At 46.2% G+C, this 15199-nt stretch carries 15 protein-coding genes and 3 tRNA genes; 6 read left to right on the top strand and 12 right to left on the bottom strand.

Annotated elements, in window-relative coordinates:
- Positions 1 to 73 precede the first annotated feature (73 nt).
- Complete coding sequence (locus tag AC5SXE_RS01405; RefSeq protein ID WP_493916380.1) at positions 74 to 517, bottom strand: putative metallopeptidase; 444 nt, start codon at positions 515 to 517, stop codon at positions 74 to 76.
- A 5-nt stretch (positions 518 to 522) separates the two neighbouring features.
- Entirely contained in the window at positions 523 to 798 is a 276-nt protein-coding gene (locus tag AC5SXE_RS01410; RefSeq protein WP_493916381.1) for a helix-turn-helix domain-containing protein, read from the bottom strand.
- A gap of 199 nt (positions 799 to 997) precedes the next feature.
- Between AC5SXE_RS01410 and AC5SXE_RS01415 the strand changes: the two genes are divergently transcribed.
- The 6 genes from AC5SXE_RS01415 (at position 998) to AC5SXE_RS01440 (ending at position 4336) form a co-directional block, all read left to right on the top strand.
- Entirely contained in the window at positions 998 to 1309 is a 312-nt protein-coding gene (locus tag AC5SXE_RS01415; protein ID WP_493916382.1) for a helix-turn-helix transcriptional regulator, read from the top strand.
- Positions 1310 to 1486: 177 nt separating this feature from the next.
- The gene (locus tag AC5SXE_RS01420; protein WP_493916383.1) at positions 1487 to 1978 is read left to right on the top strand and encodes an ImmA/IrrE family metallo-endopeptidase; all 492 of its coding nucleotides are present in this window, start codon (positions 1487 to 1489) and stop codon (positions 1976 to 1978) included.
- 221 nt (positions 1979 to 2199) lie between these two features.
- Positions 2200 to 2676, top strand: coding sequence for a winged helix-turn-helix domain-containing protein (locus tag AC5SXE_RS01425; protein ID WP_493916384.1), 477 nt, complete (start codon positions 2200 to 2202; stop codon positions 2674 to 2676).
- A 141-nt stretch (positions 2677 to 2817) separates the two neighbouring features.
- Positions 2818 to 3210, top strand: a complete 393-nt coding sequence (locus AC5SXE_RS01430) for a restriction endonuclease (RefSeq protein WP_493916385.1) — start codon at positions 2818 to 2820, stop codon at positions 3208 to 3210.
- 119 nt (positions 3211 to 3329) lie between these two features.
- The gene (locus AC5SXE_RS01435) at positions 3330 to 3752 is read left to right on the top strand and encodes a hypothetical protein (RefSeq protein WP_332636404.1); all 423 of its coding nucleotides are present in this window, start codon (positions 3330 to 3332) and stop codon (positions 3750 to 3752) included.
- A 149-nt stretch (positions 3753 to 3901) separates the two neighbouring features.
- Positions 3902 to 4336 carry a hypothetical protein gene (locus AC5SXE_RS01440; RefSeq protein ID WP_493916386.1) on the top strand — a complete coding sequence of 145 codons (435 nt, stop codon included), beginning with the start codon at positions 3902 to 3904 and terminating at the stop codon, positions 4334 to 4336.
- Positions 4337 to 4430: 94 nt separating this feature from the next.
- On the opposite strand, the gene AC5SXE_RS01445 is transcribed toward AC5SXE_RS01440, so the two are convergent.
- The 10 genes from AC5SXE_RS01445 to AC5SXE_RS01490 form a co-directional block, all read right to left on the bottom strand.
- Positions 4431 to 7595 carry a type I restriction endonuclease subunit R gene (locus AC5SXE_RS01445; RefSeq protein WP_493916387.1) on the bottom strand — a complete coding sequence of 1055 codons (3165 nt, stop codon included), beginning with the start codon at positions 7593 to 7595 and terminating at the stop codon, positions 4431 to 4433.
- Positions 7583 to 8743: a restriction endonuclease subunit S gene (locus tag AC5SXE_RS01450; RefSeq protein WP_332636407.1), complete on the bottom strand. Its 1161-nt coding sequence runs from the start codon at positions 8741 to 8743 to the stop codon at positions 7583 to 7585. The genes AC5SXE_RS01445 and AC5SXE_RS01450 overlap by 13 nt, the downstream gene beginning before the upstream one ends.
- Positions 8736 to 10304: a class I SAM-dependent DNA methyltransferase gene (locus AC5SXE_RS01455; RefSeq protein ID WP_493916388.1), complete on the bottom strand. Its 1569-nt coding sequence runs from the start codon at positions 10302 to 10304 to the stop codon at positions 8736 to 8738. The genes AC5SXE_RS01450 and AC5SXE_RS01455 overlap by 8 nt, the downstream gene beginning before the upstream one ends.
- A gap of 279 nt (positions 10305 to 10583) precedes the next feature.
- Positions 10584 to 10760 carry a hypothetical protein gene (locus tag AC5SXE_RS01460; protein ID WP_493916389.1) on the bottom strand — a complete coding sequence of 59 codons (177 nt, stop codon included), beginning with the start codon at positions 10758 to 10760 and terminating at the stop codon, positions 10584 to 10586.
- 392 nt (positions 10761 to 11152) lie between these two features.
- Positions 11153 to 11229: transfer RNA gene (locus AC5SXE_RS01465), tRNA-Trp, on the bottom strand.
- Positions 11230 to 11249: 20 nt separating this feature from the next.
- On the bottom strand, positions 11250 to 11399 hold the full coding sequence (rpmG, locus tag AC5SXE_RS01470) for a 50S ribosomal protein L33 (protein WP_310848685.1): 150 nt from the start codon (positions 11397 to 11399) through the stop codon (positions 11250 to 11252).
- 29 nt (positions 11400 to 11428) lie between these two features.
- Entirely contained in the window at positions 11429 to 12631 is a 1203-nt protein-coding gene (tuf, locus tag AC5SXE_RS01475) for an elongation factor Tu (RefSeq protein WP_493916390.1), read from the bottom strand.
- A 205-nt stretch (positions 12632 to 12836) separates the two neighbouring features.
- Positions 12837 to 12912, bottom strand: a tRNA-Thr gene (locus AC5SXE_RS01480).
- 4 nt (positions 12913 to 12916) lie between these two features.
- Positions 12917 to 13002 (bottom strand) — tRNA-Tyr (locus AC5SXE_RS01485).
- Positions 13003 to 13096: 94 nt separating this feature from the next.
- Positions 13097 to 15172 (bottom strand): patatin-like phospholipase family protein, encoded by a 2076-nt coding sequence (locus AC5SXE_RS01490; protein WP_493916391.1) that lies wholly within the window; start codon positions 15170 to 15172, stop codon positions 13097 to 13099.
- Positions 15173 to 15199 lie beyond the last annotated feature (27 nt).

Genomic DNA, 15199 nt, shown 5'->3' on the forward strand with positions numbered 1-15199 from the left:
CCTGCGCTCTTGCTCTCTTCCGCTCACCGGCAGCTGAAGCTGCAGCGGGACGTCCGCAAAGACTTCCACCGGGTCAACTTCGAGCAGGTTCGGTATGTCGGCGCCGTAAGCGTAGCCTGCGGAAGGGCACAAGTTCCTGGAAGTCTTCGACGTCATGGCGCATGTCGAGGTAAGTCGTCCCGTCTGCGTCTTCCTTTATGTGCCTCAGCTGGTGATATAAAACGGCTGTAACGGCAGACGGCGGGAGGCGGTCTAACATGGCGAGGCGGAGCTTAATGGCGAACTTGAGCCTGACACCTGTCGCCTGGTACAAGACGTCTTCCACCCATTCGGGCAGGCGCCAAACGGATGCGGCCTCCTTTGCTTTCTTCGATACGCAGTCGACGAGGAATAATATTTCGTCCGGGTTTGCCGGCATGTCGAACTTGCGCACGAGCATCCAGGCTGCCTGCCGATACACGCACGCAACCCTGTTTTTGCCCTTGCCCAACTTCGCTGCCAGTTCAAGCGTAAGCATGGCGCCTAATCCTGCTCTTTCTCTACCGCTGCCTCAGGCTCAAAGCTGACGGCGTCGCCCTCGTCGTCCGTGTCGGCGATGATGTCTGAAGGATTGACGCCGAACATCTCGCAAATCTTCGCAAGGAGGTGCAGCGAAAGCTGACGCTTGCCCGATTCTATGTTTGAGTAGTGGCCCTGAGCGATGCCGAGCGCCTTGGAGAGCTCCATCTGTGAAATGTCCTTTTTAACCCTCATGAGCTTGAGGTTCCTGCCGATCTTCCTCTTGTCCCAGGTATACATTAAGACTGCCTCCTTTTGTAGTAAATAATACTTTATCATTATACGGGTTTTTGGCTTACTTATCAATAGGTAAGTCAGTATGATATACTATGAATAACGCAAGTATATATATTGTAAAATGCGCCTATTTGGAATAATATATAATCTAAGAGACATAAGAGATGAGAATTGGCAAATACGGAAAAGGAGGGCTACGCCTTTGAAGAAAAAGGAAGACAAGGAAGAACACGAAGGCATGGAGCTTGCCAAGCGCATAGGCTTGAGGATAAAGATAGCCAGGCTCAAGGCGGGCATGCTGCAGAAAGACCTGGCCGAGAAGGTAGGTTTTCACCGCATGAGCATCAGCGCGATAGAGATCGGGCCGGCGTTTTACGACAATTCCCCAGCTGGTGGCCTTCGCAAAGGCATTAAATGTCCCTGTTTCCTACTTCCTGACAGGTGCGGAAGAGGAGATGACCGAAAGCAGCGGACGAGTACACGGCCGAGATGGAAAAGCTCTTGGCCGTCCTGATGGAGCGCGACGCCGAGGCCGTGGCAAATTTGCGGAGCGTCATGGAAAACTGGGACAAGCTTGCCGCCGGCGGATAAAAAGTTTATCATCAACACCATATCGTTTGCGCTGAAATCGGTAAAAGATCGTTTAGAATAATAAAGTCCATAAAACAATCATATAACAGGAGGAGCTCTTATGAACCCGTCAATAGCGGCGCGCCGACTCATGGAGGAGATCGGGGCGCCCTGCGATGAAGATGTTGTCGTATTGGCACTGAGGAAGCTCGATATCGTGTTGATCGAGGATAAAGCAGACCAGGTTGACGCCATGCTCGTCCACATCCCGCCCGGCAGGCCCGTCATAGCCGTCAACTCTGCTCGCCCCCTGTGCAGGAGGCGGTTTTCTATTGCGCACGAGATAGGACACTACATCCTTGGACACAACTCGCTTTTGTTTTCAGGAAGCGGCGGAGAGGGAATGATAAAGCGCGACCCAAAACAAGAACGCGCGGCCAACGCCTTTGCCCGCCGAGTTTCTAATGCCCAAAATCGCCCTGTCCCGCGAGGCGCACAAATACAGCCTTCGAGGGCTTGCCCGACGCTACATGGTTTCCATGCAGGCCATGGAGATAAGGCTCAAAGAGCTTGGGTTGGTGTGCAAGGACCCACGTGGGACGGTATAATTTAGTTAGATTAGCATTAAAGATATAGTTATAAAACCTTGTTACTGGATAACGATTTCTGATAAATTAATTACTAAAAGTTCCTGGTGCTTGTGGCGATCTTGATCACAAGTCTTTTCTTCGAACCGTTCATAAAAAACATCTGACTTTTGCCAGAAAAAGTCGATTGCTTAAGAATGCTCATGCAAAGACAAAGTCGTGTAATAATAAATAGGAGGAAGCAATAATGAAATTGCTTGATGCTGTCATTCAGGTATTGCAGGAGGCGGGCGAACCGCTTCATATTACTGAAATAACACGACGCATTCTTTCTAAAAATCTATGGACTACAAAGGGAAAAACCCCGGACCGTACTGTAGGTGCTCGAATTTATATGGATATCAAAAACAAGGGGGAGCAATCTCCCTTTGTTTTAACAGCTCCTGGGACTTTTGGCCTGCGTACTTATGAAAAACAGTTAAGATCAGAAAATCATAGAAGCATAAAAACGTATTCGTTTACCAATGCAGCCGAAAAAGTGCTGGAAGAGTTCGGTAAGGGGGAACCTATGCATTATCGTGATATAACGAAAAAGGCCTTAGAAATGGGGTTGTTAACCACCGAGGGTAAAACTTCCCGAAGCCACGATGTACGCACAAATTATCTCCGAGATAAAACGCTACAGGGCACGCGGAGAACAACCGCGTTTTGTCCAGCATGGTAAAGGATATATTAGCCTTTCACGATGGATAGAACATGGCCTGGTTTCCAAAATCGAACAACATAATAAAAAAGTGCGTCAGGAGTTACGCAATCGCCTGTTGAATATGGAATGGTATAAATTCGAGGAGTTAATTGGCAGGCTTTGGCCGAAATTGGCTTTGAAGACATTGAAGTTACCAACTCCACCAGGGATGGGGGCATCGATGTGCGAGGCACCTTAGTAGTAGGAGATGTAATTCGTACTCGCATGGCCATTCAGGTTAAGAGATGGAAGCAAAATATCCAAGCACCGATAGTTCAGCAAGTAAGAGGAAGCCTCGGCGCCCATGAGCAAGGTTTAATAATTACCACCAGCAACTTTAGTGATGGCGCACGTAAAGAAGCTGCTCGTCCAGACACTATACCGGTTGCCTTAATGAACGGAGAGCAACTAGTTCTATTGTTGGTTGAACATGGAATTGGAGTTACACGCGTTTCCTATGATTTGATTGAATTGGACGAGGAGGAGTCTCTTTCAAATAATTCAGGAACGTAGGGCCTTTCGTCCTTTTATCTTTAAAAGGTATAGAACCATCCAGAGCAGAAAAGGTAGGTTTTTATCGTATAAATGAAATCCTTGCAAAAGATGACAGAATCCCAATTGATGAGCGAATATTGGCATCCGTTCAATGGGCAGGCAGAGCTGTCGTAGAACTGCAACAACGTCCCGAAGAGGCGTTCCTCCATTATGCTATCGCACTTGAGACCATAATATTAGGACGCCGGCAACACGATGAGCTTGCGTATCGGTTAAGCATGCACACGGCGCTTTTGGCTGGAGATACACCGGAAAAGCGGGCAGAAATTAAAAAGGAAGTCAGAGATTTATACGGCATAAGGTCAAAAATCGTTCACTCTGGCCATTATGAGGTGACCGATGCGGATGTTGGAAAGATTAGAGAATTAACGATCATCTGTATAATGCGTATACTTACTGAAAAGCCGTTTACGTCGATGACCGAAGAGCGGGAAATAGACAATTGGTTTGATCAAGCTATGTTGTCAGGGCGTTTATTAGTGGATGACGCTCAACCTTAGGACTTCCAATAACGATAAGGAAGAACAGCACTGATTGGTGGAACTTTGAGAAAGACGATAAAATAAATAATAGAAAGCAAAAACTAAAGAGATTATCACGTATATCAAAGTGATTAATATACTGGCAGTTGGGAGTGATTATATCTAATATGTTGCATGAAAGTGTCATTAGTGCACTTCTCGGCAAATTGGGAGACAAGCTTTTCAATCGCTTGACCAAAACTAAACTTACCGTCGAGGTAACCTGCTTCTGCTATAGATTGATAAAGAATAAACCAGGAAGTCCTGTTGCATTTATTACTCCTTATCCTAGTTATTACAATGTTAAGCTTTCGATTTCAAACATAGGCGAAAAAGCAACCACGATCAAACAAATAGTTGCTATAATTAATAAAGACTTAAGACTTATTTGCGCAAACTTTAAGCCGACACGACTCGAACCCGGGGACTATATTACCCGTAGTGTCATTTTCCCCGTAAAGGAGCAACAAGCTATTATAGAGGGAACATTTGAGATCGAGATCCTTGATGCTTACGGGAAAACTTTTAAATATAGCGGTAGATTCCCTTTAAAAACAGATTAAACCGTAAAAATATGACTGACCAAAGCACCATTTTCTCAAGCCTTCTAAGTAACCTTATTACTTCTCTATTATTCCTCACACCTTATTTAAGCCACTATGCGCTCCCCGCTTGTATAAGATTCGACTGCACCAGCTCATCCGCGATCATTTCCGCCTGCTTGATGACGGTTTCTGTGGCCAACTCTTGCATATCCGGAGGATAGCCGTACTTCCGCAAAGTTCTTTTCACTACTACTCTTAGCTTAGCCCTTGCGCTCTCTTTTATGGTCCAATCAATGGAGGCATTCTTTTTTACTTGTTCATAGAGAACAACAGCCAGTTCGCGTAAGGTTTCTTTTCCCATTAATTCTCTGGCACTCTCGTTGTCGGCTATAGCAGTATAGAAGGCATATTCATAATCGGTTAATCCCATTTCTTCCGGTATCTTGTCCGTTTCCTTGATTTTTTTAGCAAGCTCGATCAATTCTTCGATAACCTCTCCGGCAGTAATTATCTTATTTTGATACCTTTTGATGGAATTCTCGAGCATTTCCATTAGCGTCCTGCTCTGGACCAAATTTGTTTTACTCCTTGCTTTTATTTCATCGTTGAGAAGCTTTTTTAACGTCTCCAGAGCTATGTTTTTGTGCTGCATGTTCTTTACTTCCATGAGGAACTCTTCCGAAAGTATGGAGATGTCGGGCTTTTTTATACCAGCTGCGTCAAATATATCTATTACGGGCTCTGTAACAAGGGCTTGGTCGATAACCTGCTTAATCGCGGCTTCTAAGTCATCGCCACCCCTGCGTACATCTGATCTGTCGAACTTGACGAGTCGTGCCTTCACTGCTTGGAAAAATGCCACTTCGTCTTTGACGGCCATGGCTTCTTCATGAGGAACAGCTATGGAAAAGGCTTTAGATAGCGCCGTAACCTGGTCAATAAACCGCTTCTTGCCATCCTCAAGGCCGAGGATGTGCTCTTCCGCTGCAAGGATGATAGAAAGCTTCTGTGATGTGTCCGCCGTAAAATAGCTCTTATAGTCAAAGCCGTGGAACATCTGAGAGACAATCTCTAGCTTTTCCTTCATAACCTTAACAGCCTCTTCCTGAAGGACGACGGGGTCTCCCCTTCCGCCACTTTCTGAATAGAAGGCCAAGGCCTCTTTCAAGTCTCCCGCAACGCCCAGGTAGTCTACGATCAGTCCCCCGGGTTTGTCTTTATAGACGCGGTTCACCCTCGCAATGGCTTGCATTAGGGTGTGGCCTTTCATCGGTTTGTCGAGGTACATCGTATGAAGGCAGGGAACGTCAAACCCCGTAAGCCACATATCGCAAACGATTACAAGCTTAAGATCGTCTTTAGGGTCTTTCATACGATCCGCCAGCACTCGTCTTTGTTCTTTTGTCGTATGGTGTTTGGCTATAGCAGGTCCGTCTGAAGATGATGACGTAATAACTACCTTGATCGCGCCATTTTTGATGTCGTCATCGTGCCATTCCGGCCTCAACTTTATGATCTCATCGTAAAGATCTGCGGCTATGCGTCTTGACGCAGTAACGATCATGCCCTTGCCCTCAAAGACTTTCTGACGCTCCTCAAAGTGGGCCACTATATCTTGTGCGATCTGCCTCAAGCGCTCTTTACTTCCGATCAAGGCCTCAAGCTGCGTCCATTTGGCTTTCTGGATGTCTGACAGGTCCTCCAACGCCAGGTCTTCGTCAAGCTCCTTGATCAGCTTCTTGCCCTCTTCACTTAAACCGATCTTTGCCAACCTGCTTTCGTAGTAAATCTTAACAGTGGCGCCATCTTCTTGAGCCTGGGCTATATCGTAGATATCGACATAGCAGCCAAAGACTGCCGGTGTGTTTCGGTCTTCCTTTTCAATTGGCGTGCCGGTAAAGCCAATGTAGGTCGCGTTTGGCAGGGCATCGCGCAGATATTTCGCCAAACCATATACGACTTTGTTGCCGATAACTTTGCCCTGTTCGTCTTTCTCCTCTACAACTCTCGCCTTGAAACCGTATTGCGTCCTATGCGCTTCGTCGACGATGACGACGATGTTTCGCCTGTCTGAAAGCATGGGATAGGCGTTTCCTTCTTCGGGCCAGAACTTTTGAATAGTCGTAAAGACCACTCCGCCGGATGCCACCCTCAAAAGCTGTTTTAAGTCATCCCTGCTTTGAGCTTGGACCGGGTCCTGCCTAAGAAGTTGCTTTGAAGAGACGAAGGTATCGTATAGCTGGTCGTCAAGGTCGTTTCTATCGGTAATGACAACTATTGTCGGGTTATTTAGCTTGAGAATAAGCTTGCCGGCCAAGAAGACCATAGAGAGAGATTTGCCGCTGCCTTGCGTATGCCAGATGACGCCGCCCTTTCTGTCCCCGCCTTCGGATGCTGCCCTCATTACGCTCTCGACGGCTTTGTTTGCAGCAAAGTATTGGTGATAAAATGCGAGCTTCTTCACGGTTTTTATGGTTGTAAGGCCGGTTTCCTTATCCTCGGTTTTTGTTTTATCGAAAACAATGAAGAAACGCGTGATATCAAGCAATGTGGGGATATTCAACATACCTTTTACGAGCGTTTCAATTTGACCGATCAGATGCGAGGCATTAGTCTTGCCGTCAATTGATTTCCACGCCATAAAGTGGCTGAAGCCTGATGAAATCGTGCCGGCTTTCGCCTCCAGGCCATCAGAGATGACTATAAATGCGTTGTATATAAATAGGCTCGGTATCATCCGTTTATAGGTTTGAATTTGGTCAAAAGCAGACTTTAGCGTCGCATTCTCGTCAGCCGGGTTCTTAAGCTCGATTACCACCAACGGCAAACCGTTAACGAAGATGATCACATCAGGCCGCTTGTTGATGTTGTTTTCAATGACGGTAAACTGATTAACGACAAGAAAGTCGTTATTTTCCGGGTTGTTAAAGTCTATCAGCCACACAAGGTCGCCTCTTTCGATGCCATCCTTGTGGTAGCTAACGTTTATCCCTTCTGTAAGCATCCTGTGAAAGGCTTCATTGTTGGCGACGAGGTCGGGCGCACTGAACCGTTGAAGCTGTCTGATGGCATCTTCTCTTGCCTCTGTCGGTATATGAGGGTTTATCCGCTCGACGGCCTTTCGCAGTCGGCCAGATAAAATTACATCTCCAAAGGTTGTTCTTTCCGGTTTACTACCATCAGGAGCGACGTCCGGACCGCCGATGTACTGATAGCCTTGAGATATCAGTAACTCTATGACAAAATCCTCGATGGCGGATTCTGTTATGCGCGACATGACGCCATCTCTTCTTCCTCGTATTTCACCCTTACTTCGCCGCTCATTAGTTTAGGAAGCAATGTATCGCGGAGTTTTTCGAGGGTGTGGATTTGTTTCAAGTTATTAGCGCGCTTTTCTTCGCATCCTCTAACAACTTCAGTAAATTTATTAATCAAATCAACTGGCGGAATTAAAAACGCCGCATCATACAAATTATCAATTGTTATTTGTGGTTGTGCAGAGCCTGATATGTGAAGAGTAAAATCATAGTTTAAAGAGTGATATTTTAGGTATTCAAAAGTTATCTCTTTTCTTTTATCCCGTACCAAAATTAGAGAATTATTCGTGATGAATGATCTAGGCAAGCTAATGTTAACTTTCCCTGACGCTTCTCCTCTACAAGAAACCAAAACCTGTGGTTCAACATATAAATATTTGTTATAAAAACCAATTTGACCATTGCCCCCAAATACAGGGTACCCACTCTTTAACAACTTTTTTATTGGTAGATTTTTACCATAAGTAATTGTTACAACTTCGCCCAGTTTGGCATCCTCCCACTCATCCTTAGCCTCCTCCACGAACCACTGCCGAAAGAGCGTCTCTGCCATAGCTTCAAGCGTCTTGTTTTCTCGGTGGAGCAAGTCTATTTTGTCGTCGAGGCTGGAGAGGACAGAGGCAATGGCGCGCTGCTCGGGAAGGGGAGGGACTGGTATTTTTATACTTTTAATATTGTACAATGGTAACTTAGGCTGAGTGGAACCAACACTTCTTGATTCAATTTCTGCCTGTCCTTCTTCAGATATCAGATAGTAAAATAGAAATGTTCTATTAATTTGTTTGTTGTTGATATTTACTATCTTAGCGCAATTCTCAGTTAGGCTTGCCAAATGAAGTTCTTTTGGAATGACAGCGCAAAGCCCGATTGTGCCGACAATTGATATAATTAAATCATTTTCTTCAACAGTGTAATTTGATATGGAAGAAAAAATATCATCGGGAACAAATAATAATTCGTTTATTTTAATCTTATGATTCGCTATATCTCTTGTTCTAATATACGGGTGATTTGTTGGAAATTCAGAAAGAGCTTCACCCTTTGGCAGTCGTTTTCCACCCCTTACATCTGCTACTTGTCCAAGTTCGATTTCCTTCCACTCACTCATCCACCTTCACCTTCTTTAGGTTTTCAGCGATGAGGGCGTTAAGCCTTGCTTCTTCTTTAAGTTGCTCTTCCCACTCGGCTTTAAGCTTTGTAAATCGCTCCTTAAAGTCAAAGTCGTCTTCCTCTTCAGGCAAGCCAACGTAACGACCAGGTGTGAGCACATAATCAAGCTCTCGCACTTCTTCTATCGTTGCGGACTTACAAAATCCCTTTACGTCCTCATAATGACCGTCAGGGTTGCGCCAGTTGTGGTAGGTATTGGCAATCTTTTCTATGTCCTCTCGCGACAGTGCGCGTGTCCTGCGATTGATGAGATATCCCATATTTCTTGCGTCAATAAAAAGTATTTCATCGGTTCTGCTTCTGTATTTTCCGTTGGCCTTATTTCTGCTCAAAAACCAAAGGCAGGCCGGAATCTGCGTGTTCAAGAAAAGCTTTGGGGGTAAGTTTACTATGCAGTCAACGAGGCGATCCTCTATGATCGCCCTTCTGATCTCACCCTCACCCGAACTTTTCGACGTAAGCGACCCCTTGGCCATGACAAACCCAGCCATGCCGGTTGGCGCAAGGTGATAGATGAAGTGTTGAATCCAGGCGTAATTCGCATTTCCAACGGGCGGCACGCCGTATTTCCATCGAGCGTCGTTACGAAGTTGCTCCCCACCCCAATCGCTATCATTAAAGGGCGGATTAGCGATGATGTAGTCAGCCTTTAGGTCTTTGTGAGCGTCATTTAAGAACGAACCCTCGTTATTCCACAGCACTTGAGAACTGTCGATGCCCCTTATAGCCAGGTTCATCTTGCAAAGTCGCCACGTGGTAAGGTTGCTTTCCTGCCCGTATATGGATATGTCGTTCATTCGTCCTTGATGTTCGGTTACGAACTTTTCGGAGTGGACGAACATTCCGCCTGAGCCGCAGCATGGGTCAAACACCCTGCCATTGTATGGCTCAAGCATTTCAACCAAAAGCTCAACGACGCTTCGCGGCGTATAGAACTGCCCTCCCTTTTTCCCTTCGGCAAGGGCAAACTCTCCTAAAAAATATTCAAACACATGGCCTAAAATGTCGCCGGTCCTCGATTTAGCTTCCTTAAGGGAAATATTGCTAAACAGGTCTATTAGTTCGCCAAGGCTTGTTGGATCTAGGTTGCCACGGGCATATACCTTGGGCAAGACTCCTTTAAGTGATGGGTTTCCCTTCTCGATCGCATCCATTGCATTATCTACAATTTTGCCTATCTCTGGCTGTTTTGCCATTGATTGCAGGTAGGACCATCTAGCTTCCGCTGGGACGAAAAAGACGTTTTCTGCCTTATATTCATCTCTGTCTTCCGGATCGGCTCCTTCGTATTCTCCTTCGCCTGATTTAAGTTTCATGTACAACTCTTCGAAGGCCTCTGATATGTACCGTAAAAATATAAGGCCTAAAATTACGTGTTTGTATTCCGCAGCGTCAATGTTCTTGCGAAGCTTGTCGGCAGCCTTCCAAAGCTGCTTTTCCAAAGGCTCTTCTTGATTATTATTGGCCCGTTGATTATTATTGACCCGCTTTTTTGCCACTTACACCAACTCCATTTTTTTGAAATATATCTATTAGGACAAAAAGACACACCACATATAAACCATAATGCCGTTAAGCTTTATCATGGCATATCTAATATTCGCAAAAGTCAGACATATGTTGTAATAAATTATATCTAGTTAACAACGATTTTTGAACTCCTATTTGCTGCGTTATAACAATATTCGGCTTTAAATTAGCAGGACACCCTCATATAAGAAACACGGTTTACGCAATGGAAAAACATACAAGCAACGATGCGATCTGTTGCCCATGTTTTAAGGTTGTTTTGTCCTCCTTACCCTCTTCCTCGCCGACACGAGCTTGTTGACAGGCGAGGCATGGGCATGTTGTTCTTTTATGCCGCCTAGCGTGTAGGCTACGTAACGTTTGGTCATTGCAAGATCGGTATGGCCCAGACATGCGGGACATGAACGCGTAACCCGCGCAGCCACGTAAACATACCTCTGTATATCAGCTCCAGGAGCCTTTTTGAGGCGCCATCTTCAGTTGAGACGATGCGTCCTTCGTCTTTCCTTCTTTTAAGGCCTTCTGTCGGGTCTGAGGCCGCGTCCTGTAGTTTGCGGGCGGCAGGAGCGCTGCGCAAGCACCTATTTGAATTATGCAAAGGCAAACTTCGAGCTTGAATAACACAGAGAAATAGAATATAAACTAACTATAATATACTATACCAAACAAAGCGAAGGGAGGGAAAACCTTACATTTCGGAAAGATGCGGATTTTTAGGAGTCATTTAAATCGCTGCCATATAAAACCCAGTCCGGCGCTCCTAAATTGGAAATAAAAAATCCCCGACAGGCCAAGAAGGCTGTCAGGGACTGATTTCTGGCAGGCCCGGCAGGACTCGAACCTGCAACCCCCGGATTTGGAGTCCGGTGCTCTGCCAATTCGAGCTACGGACCTGCTCGCTAGACTATTTTATCCTACTTTGTTTCTTTGTGCAAGGTGTGTTTATTACACCAACGACAATATTTTTTCTTTTCAAGTTTCTTTGGTTGTTTTTTCTTATTCACTGTCGTAACGTAATTTCTGCGCTTGCACTCGGTGCACTCCAATCCCACTACATCGGCCATTCCACGTCCCCCCTTTCACCTTAAGGGGATTACTCCAGTATCTCGGTCACTACGCCGGCACCTACCGTACGACCGCCTTCTCTTATGGCAAACCTCAGTCCCCTTTCGAGTGCTACGGGAACTATGAGCTTGACTTCTATGTTGGCGTTATCTCCGGGCATTACCATCTCGACGCCCTCGGGAAGGGTTATCTCGCCCGTGACGTCGGTCGTCCTGAAGTAAAACTGAGGCTTGTATCCGTTGAAGAAGGGAGTGTGCCTTCCGCCTTCTTCCTTCTTCAAGACGTAGATCTCGGCCCTGAAGCGCTTGTGGGGAGTGATGGTCCCCGGCTTTGCCACGACTTGACCTCTTTCTACTTCATCTTTGTCCACGCCTCGAAGGAGTATGCCTATGTTATCGCCTGCTATGGCCTCGTCCAGTATTTTTCTAAACATCTCAAGGGAAGTGGCAACGGTCTTTATCTTGTCTTCCCTCATTCCGACGATCTCTACTTCCTCTCCGGGGGTGATCCTTCCCCTCTCTACCCTTCCCGTAACCACGGTACCTCTGCCCGTTATGGAGAATACGTCCTCTATGGGCATGAGGAAGGGTTGATCCATGGGCCTTTCGGGGAGAGGTATGTAGCTGTCGCAGGCATCCATCAGTTCCCATATCTTGCCGCACCACTCGCACTCCCTCTTGCCGCATCCGCATTCTAGGGCCTTTAGGGCAGAACCCCTTATGATGGGAACTTCGTCTCCGGGGAAGTCGTAGCTTGAAAGAAGCTCTCTTACTTCCATCTCCACCAGGTCAAGCAACTCCTCGTCGTCTACCATGTCCACCTTGTTCATGAAGACTATTACGACCGGCACGTTGACCTGTCTTGCCAGAAGGACGTGTTCCCTCGTCTGGGGCATGGGTCCATCTGCTGCTGAGACCACGAGTATGGCCCCATCCATCTGAGCTGCTCCGGTGATCATGTTTTTTATGTAGTCAGCGTGACCGGGGCAGTCTATGTGGGCGTAGTGCCTCTCGTCCGTTTGGTATTCCACGTGGGATATGCTTATCGTTATTCCCCGTTCCCTTTCCTCGGGTGCCTTGTCTATTTCTTCGAAGGCCGTGAAGTCGGCATACCCTACGGTGGACAGCACCCTCGTTATGGCAGCGGTCAAGGTAGTCTTGCCGTGGTCTATGTGCCCTATGGTTCCTATGTTTAAATGTGGTTTTACCCTCTCAAACTTTGCCTTTGCCATGCTTGTCAGCCTCCCTTATCCTAATCGTAGATTGCAACCGATAACGACACTTAAATGATCCATTCGCCTGTAACATTATCCAAATACTAACAGAATTTTCCCCTCATTCAATCATTGCTGCAAGTAAGTCCTCAATAGTCCTAATTCACGGCAACATACTAAAAGAGATCCGAAACATATCCAACGTCTCGGACCTCTAACTTCCTGGAGCCGACTGCCGGAATCGAACCGGCGACCCCTTCCTTACCATGGAAGTGCTCTGCCTGCTGAGCTAAGTCGGCCTAATGGTGGGGGGAGCAGGATTTGAACCTGCGAAGGCAGACGCCGGCAGATTTACAGTCTGCTGCCTTTGACCGCTTGGCTATCCCCCCGCAACCGACCATGTACACCGGCTTGTGAGAATGATTATACAAGGACTTAGCAGTTTGTCAACTTCAAAGAATCCTTCCAAGATTTAAAGTAGGACTATGGCATCACCGGTCCATAAGAAACAGGCGGCGTCCCCACTGAAAAGCCAAAGGTCCAATCGCTACGATCATCATATAAAGCAAATACGCTTAAGTCAATAATCCTATTGGGAATATTCACTCCTATCCCGACTTCCCATAGCTCTTGGATCCTATGCCAGTCATCGTCCAAGGCATAGCCGATAGCACCAAAAATTTCGGGTTCCAGTTTACCCCACCAACCTCTAGTCAAAGCATTTTGCACGCTCACCCTTACCCAAGCAGCATTTTCTGCCATAACGGGGTGCCCCAATCGGCCAAGCATTTCTCCATAACCTCCCAAATAAGCAGCCCACGCGGGCGTGCTCGCATCTCCCTTTTCTACCCCTCCAGAAATGGCTGCACTCCACTCATCGCCTAACGGTAAAGAGGACGCAAAGATAACGCGACCTAGCAATGTTTCTCCCTCTGGATACCAAAAAAGCCCTTCAGTTTCGAAATAACCAGCGGATTTGTCGTCTTTTTTGTTTTTATACGAGAATTTAATCATAGGTCCCCAGTGGTGTTCATCTTTGCCGTCATCCACGTGATCAAAGGCAATGCCACCGCTAAAAGATATGTAGTCTTCACCGACGTTATCAAACCCTAGGTAAGCAAAATACCTTTTCCAGCTGACCTTGCCATAATTTTCTGGAGTTATCTCCCAATCTTGAAAGGCCAAACTTGACTCGAAGCGCCAGCTACTTCCCTCGCTTCCAACGTAACTGGCTCTTGCAAAGAAATTTTCCCCAAGCCAAAACTGCAAACGAGCCTCATCGCCCGAATCCCATAAATCCCTTTGCATGTATTCCAATGTCGCCCATCTGTTATCTGAAGAGATATTAGTGCTATAGCCAGAAAAGGCATATTCTTTTTGAGGTTTTCTTTTCACCACGTACTCCACAATCACCTTTTCATCTTCTTCTATGAGTTTATAATCAGCCATAGCGACACGATCATGCTTTAGAAGCTCAAGAAGGGTATTGTTAACTTCTTTCATGTCCAAAGGTCGACCTATCCACGATCTTCTTTCTCTTGTGAACGATTTTTGTATGTCGGGAATGCCAGTCAGTCTGACATCCTTTACAATCGGGTTTTTAAGGGGTTGCTCATCATCAACAACCTTTACGACGAGTGCTTTTATCCGATCCATTTGCTCAAATGTGGCCCTGGCTCCACGCTCGATCAACTCGTCTATATTACTGAAATCCATCAAAGATATATCATCCACAGCGGGTCTTACGACAGCATCGGCGTATTGCAAATCTTCTTCAACGTTTTTGGCAGTCATTATCCCCACCGTTTGGCCTAATACATCAATCATTGAGCGGATCTCTTCTTTTTTGACCAATTTACCGGTTACGTCTATTGCTAAAACTGGATAACCGGGAAATATATTTTTTGCCACCCTAACAGGTAAATTTGCCACCAAACCACCATCGATGAGTAATTTGCCATCATATAGCCAAGGAGAGAAAATACCCGGCAATGCCATGGAAGCTCTCATGGCGGAGGCAAGGTTCCCCTTTGTGATAACAACCATTTCGCCCGTCTCAAGATCGGTGGCTACGGCAGCAAAGGGAACGGGCAACTTCATGAAGTCATAAGTTTTGATGTGAGATGCATATTTCAACATCTCCCCGTACAAATCCCTTCCCTCGATTATCCCCATCCTGCCCATTATCCGACTTTCTTCATCGTAACTTAGCCTAATAATTGGCCGCTCTGCCGAGGAAGGTGAATTGCCATCTCTGCCATCCCAAAACAGTTCATACAAATCCAGATCCCGAAATATCCGCTCTATCTCAGCGCCGTCATACCCACTAGCAGACAAACCGCCAACAATAGCACCCATGCTTGTTCCCACTATCCCGACTATCTTCACTCCCTCTTCCTCGAGAGCTTTAATGACTCCTATATGTGCCAAACCCTTGGCGCCCCCTCCCGAAAGGGCTAAAACAATTCCCCTGTCAGCAAATGCACTTGAAGTCACAAAAAACAAGGCAAAAAAAATAAACACGATGAGGATCATGACTTTTTTGACCTTCCTAAACATGACACTGACCTCCGACCAAAAAATTAA

It is taken from the genome of Acetomicrobium sp., assembly GCF_059026225.1.

Coding starts and splice junctions, on each gene's coding strand:
- AC5SXE_RS01445 (WP_493916387.1), bottom strand. CDS start 7,595: ATGTCGCGCATAACAGAATCCGCCATCGAGGATTTTGTCATAGAGTTA.
- AC5SXE_RS01440 (WP_493916386.1), top strand. CDS start 3,902: ATGTTGCATGAAAGTGTCATTAGTGCACTTCTCGGCAAATTGGGAGAC.
- tuf (WP_493916390.1), bottom strand. CDS start 12,631: ATGGCAAAGGCAAAGTTTGAGAGGGTAAAACCACATTTAAACATAGGA.
- AC5SXE_RS01405 (WP_493916380.1), bottom strand. CDS start 517: ATGCTTACGCTTGAACTGGCAGCGAAGTTGGGCAAGGGCAAAAACAGG.
- AC5SXE_RS01490 (WP_493916391.1), bottom strand. CDS start 15,172: ATGTTTAGGAAGGTCAAAAAAGTCATGATCCTCATCGTGTTTATTTTT.
- AC5SXE_RS01450 (WP_332636407.1), bottom strand. CDS start 8,743: ATGAGTGAGTGGAAGGAAATCGAACTTGGACAAGTAGCAGATGTAAGG.
- AC5SXE_RS01410 (WP_493916381.1), bottom strand. CDS start 798: ATGTATACCTGGGACAAGAGGAAGATCGGCAGGAACCTCAAGCTCATG.
- AC5SXE_RS01425 (WP_493916384.1), top strand. CDS start 2,200: ATGAAATTGCTTGATGCTGTCATTCAGGTATTGCAGGAGGCGGGCGAA.
- AC5SXE_RS01420 (WP_493916383.1), top strand. CDS start 1,487: ATGAACCCGTCAATAGCGGCGCGCCGACTCATGGAGGAGATCGGGGCG.
- rpmG (WP_310848685.1), bottom strand. CDS start 11,399: ATGGCCGATGTAGTGGGATTGGAGTGCACCGAGTGCAAGCGCAGAAAT.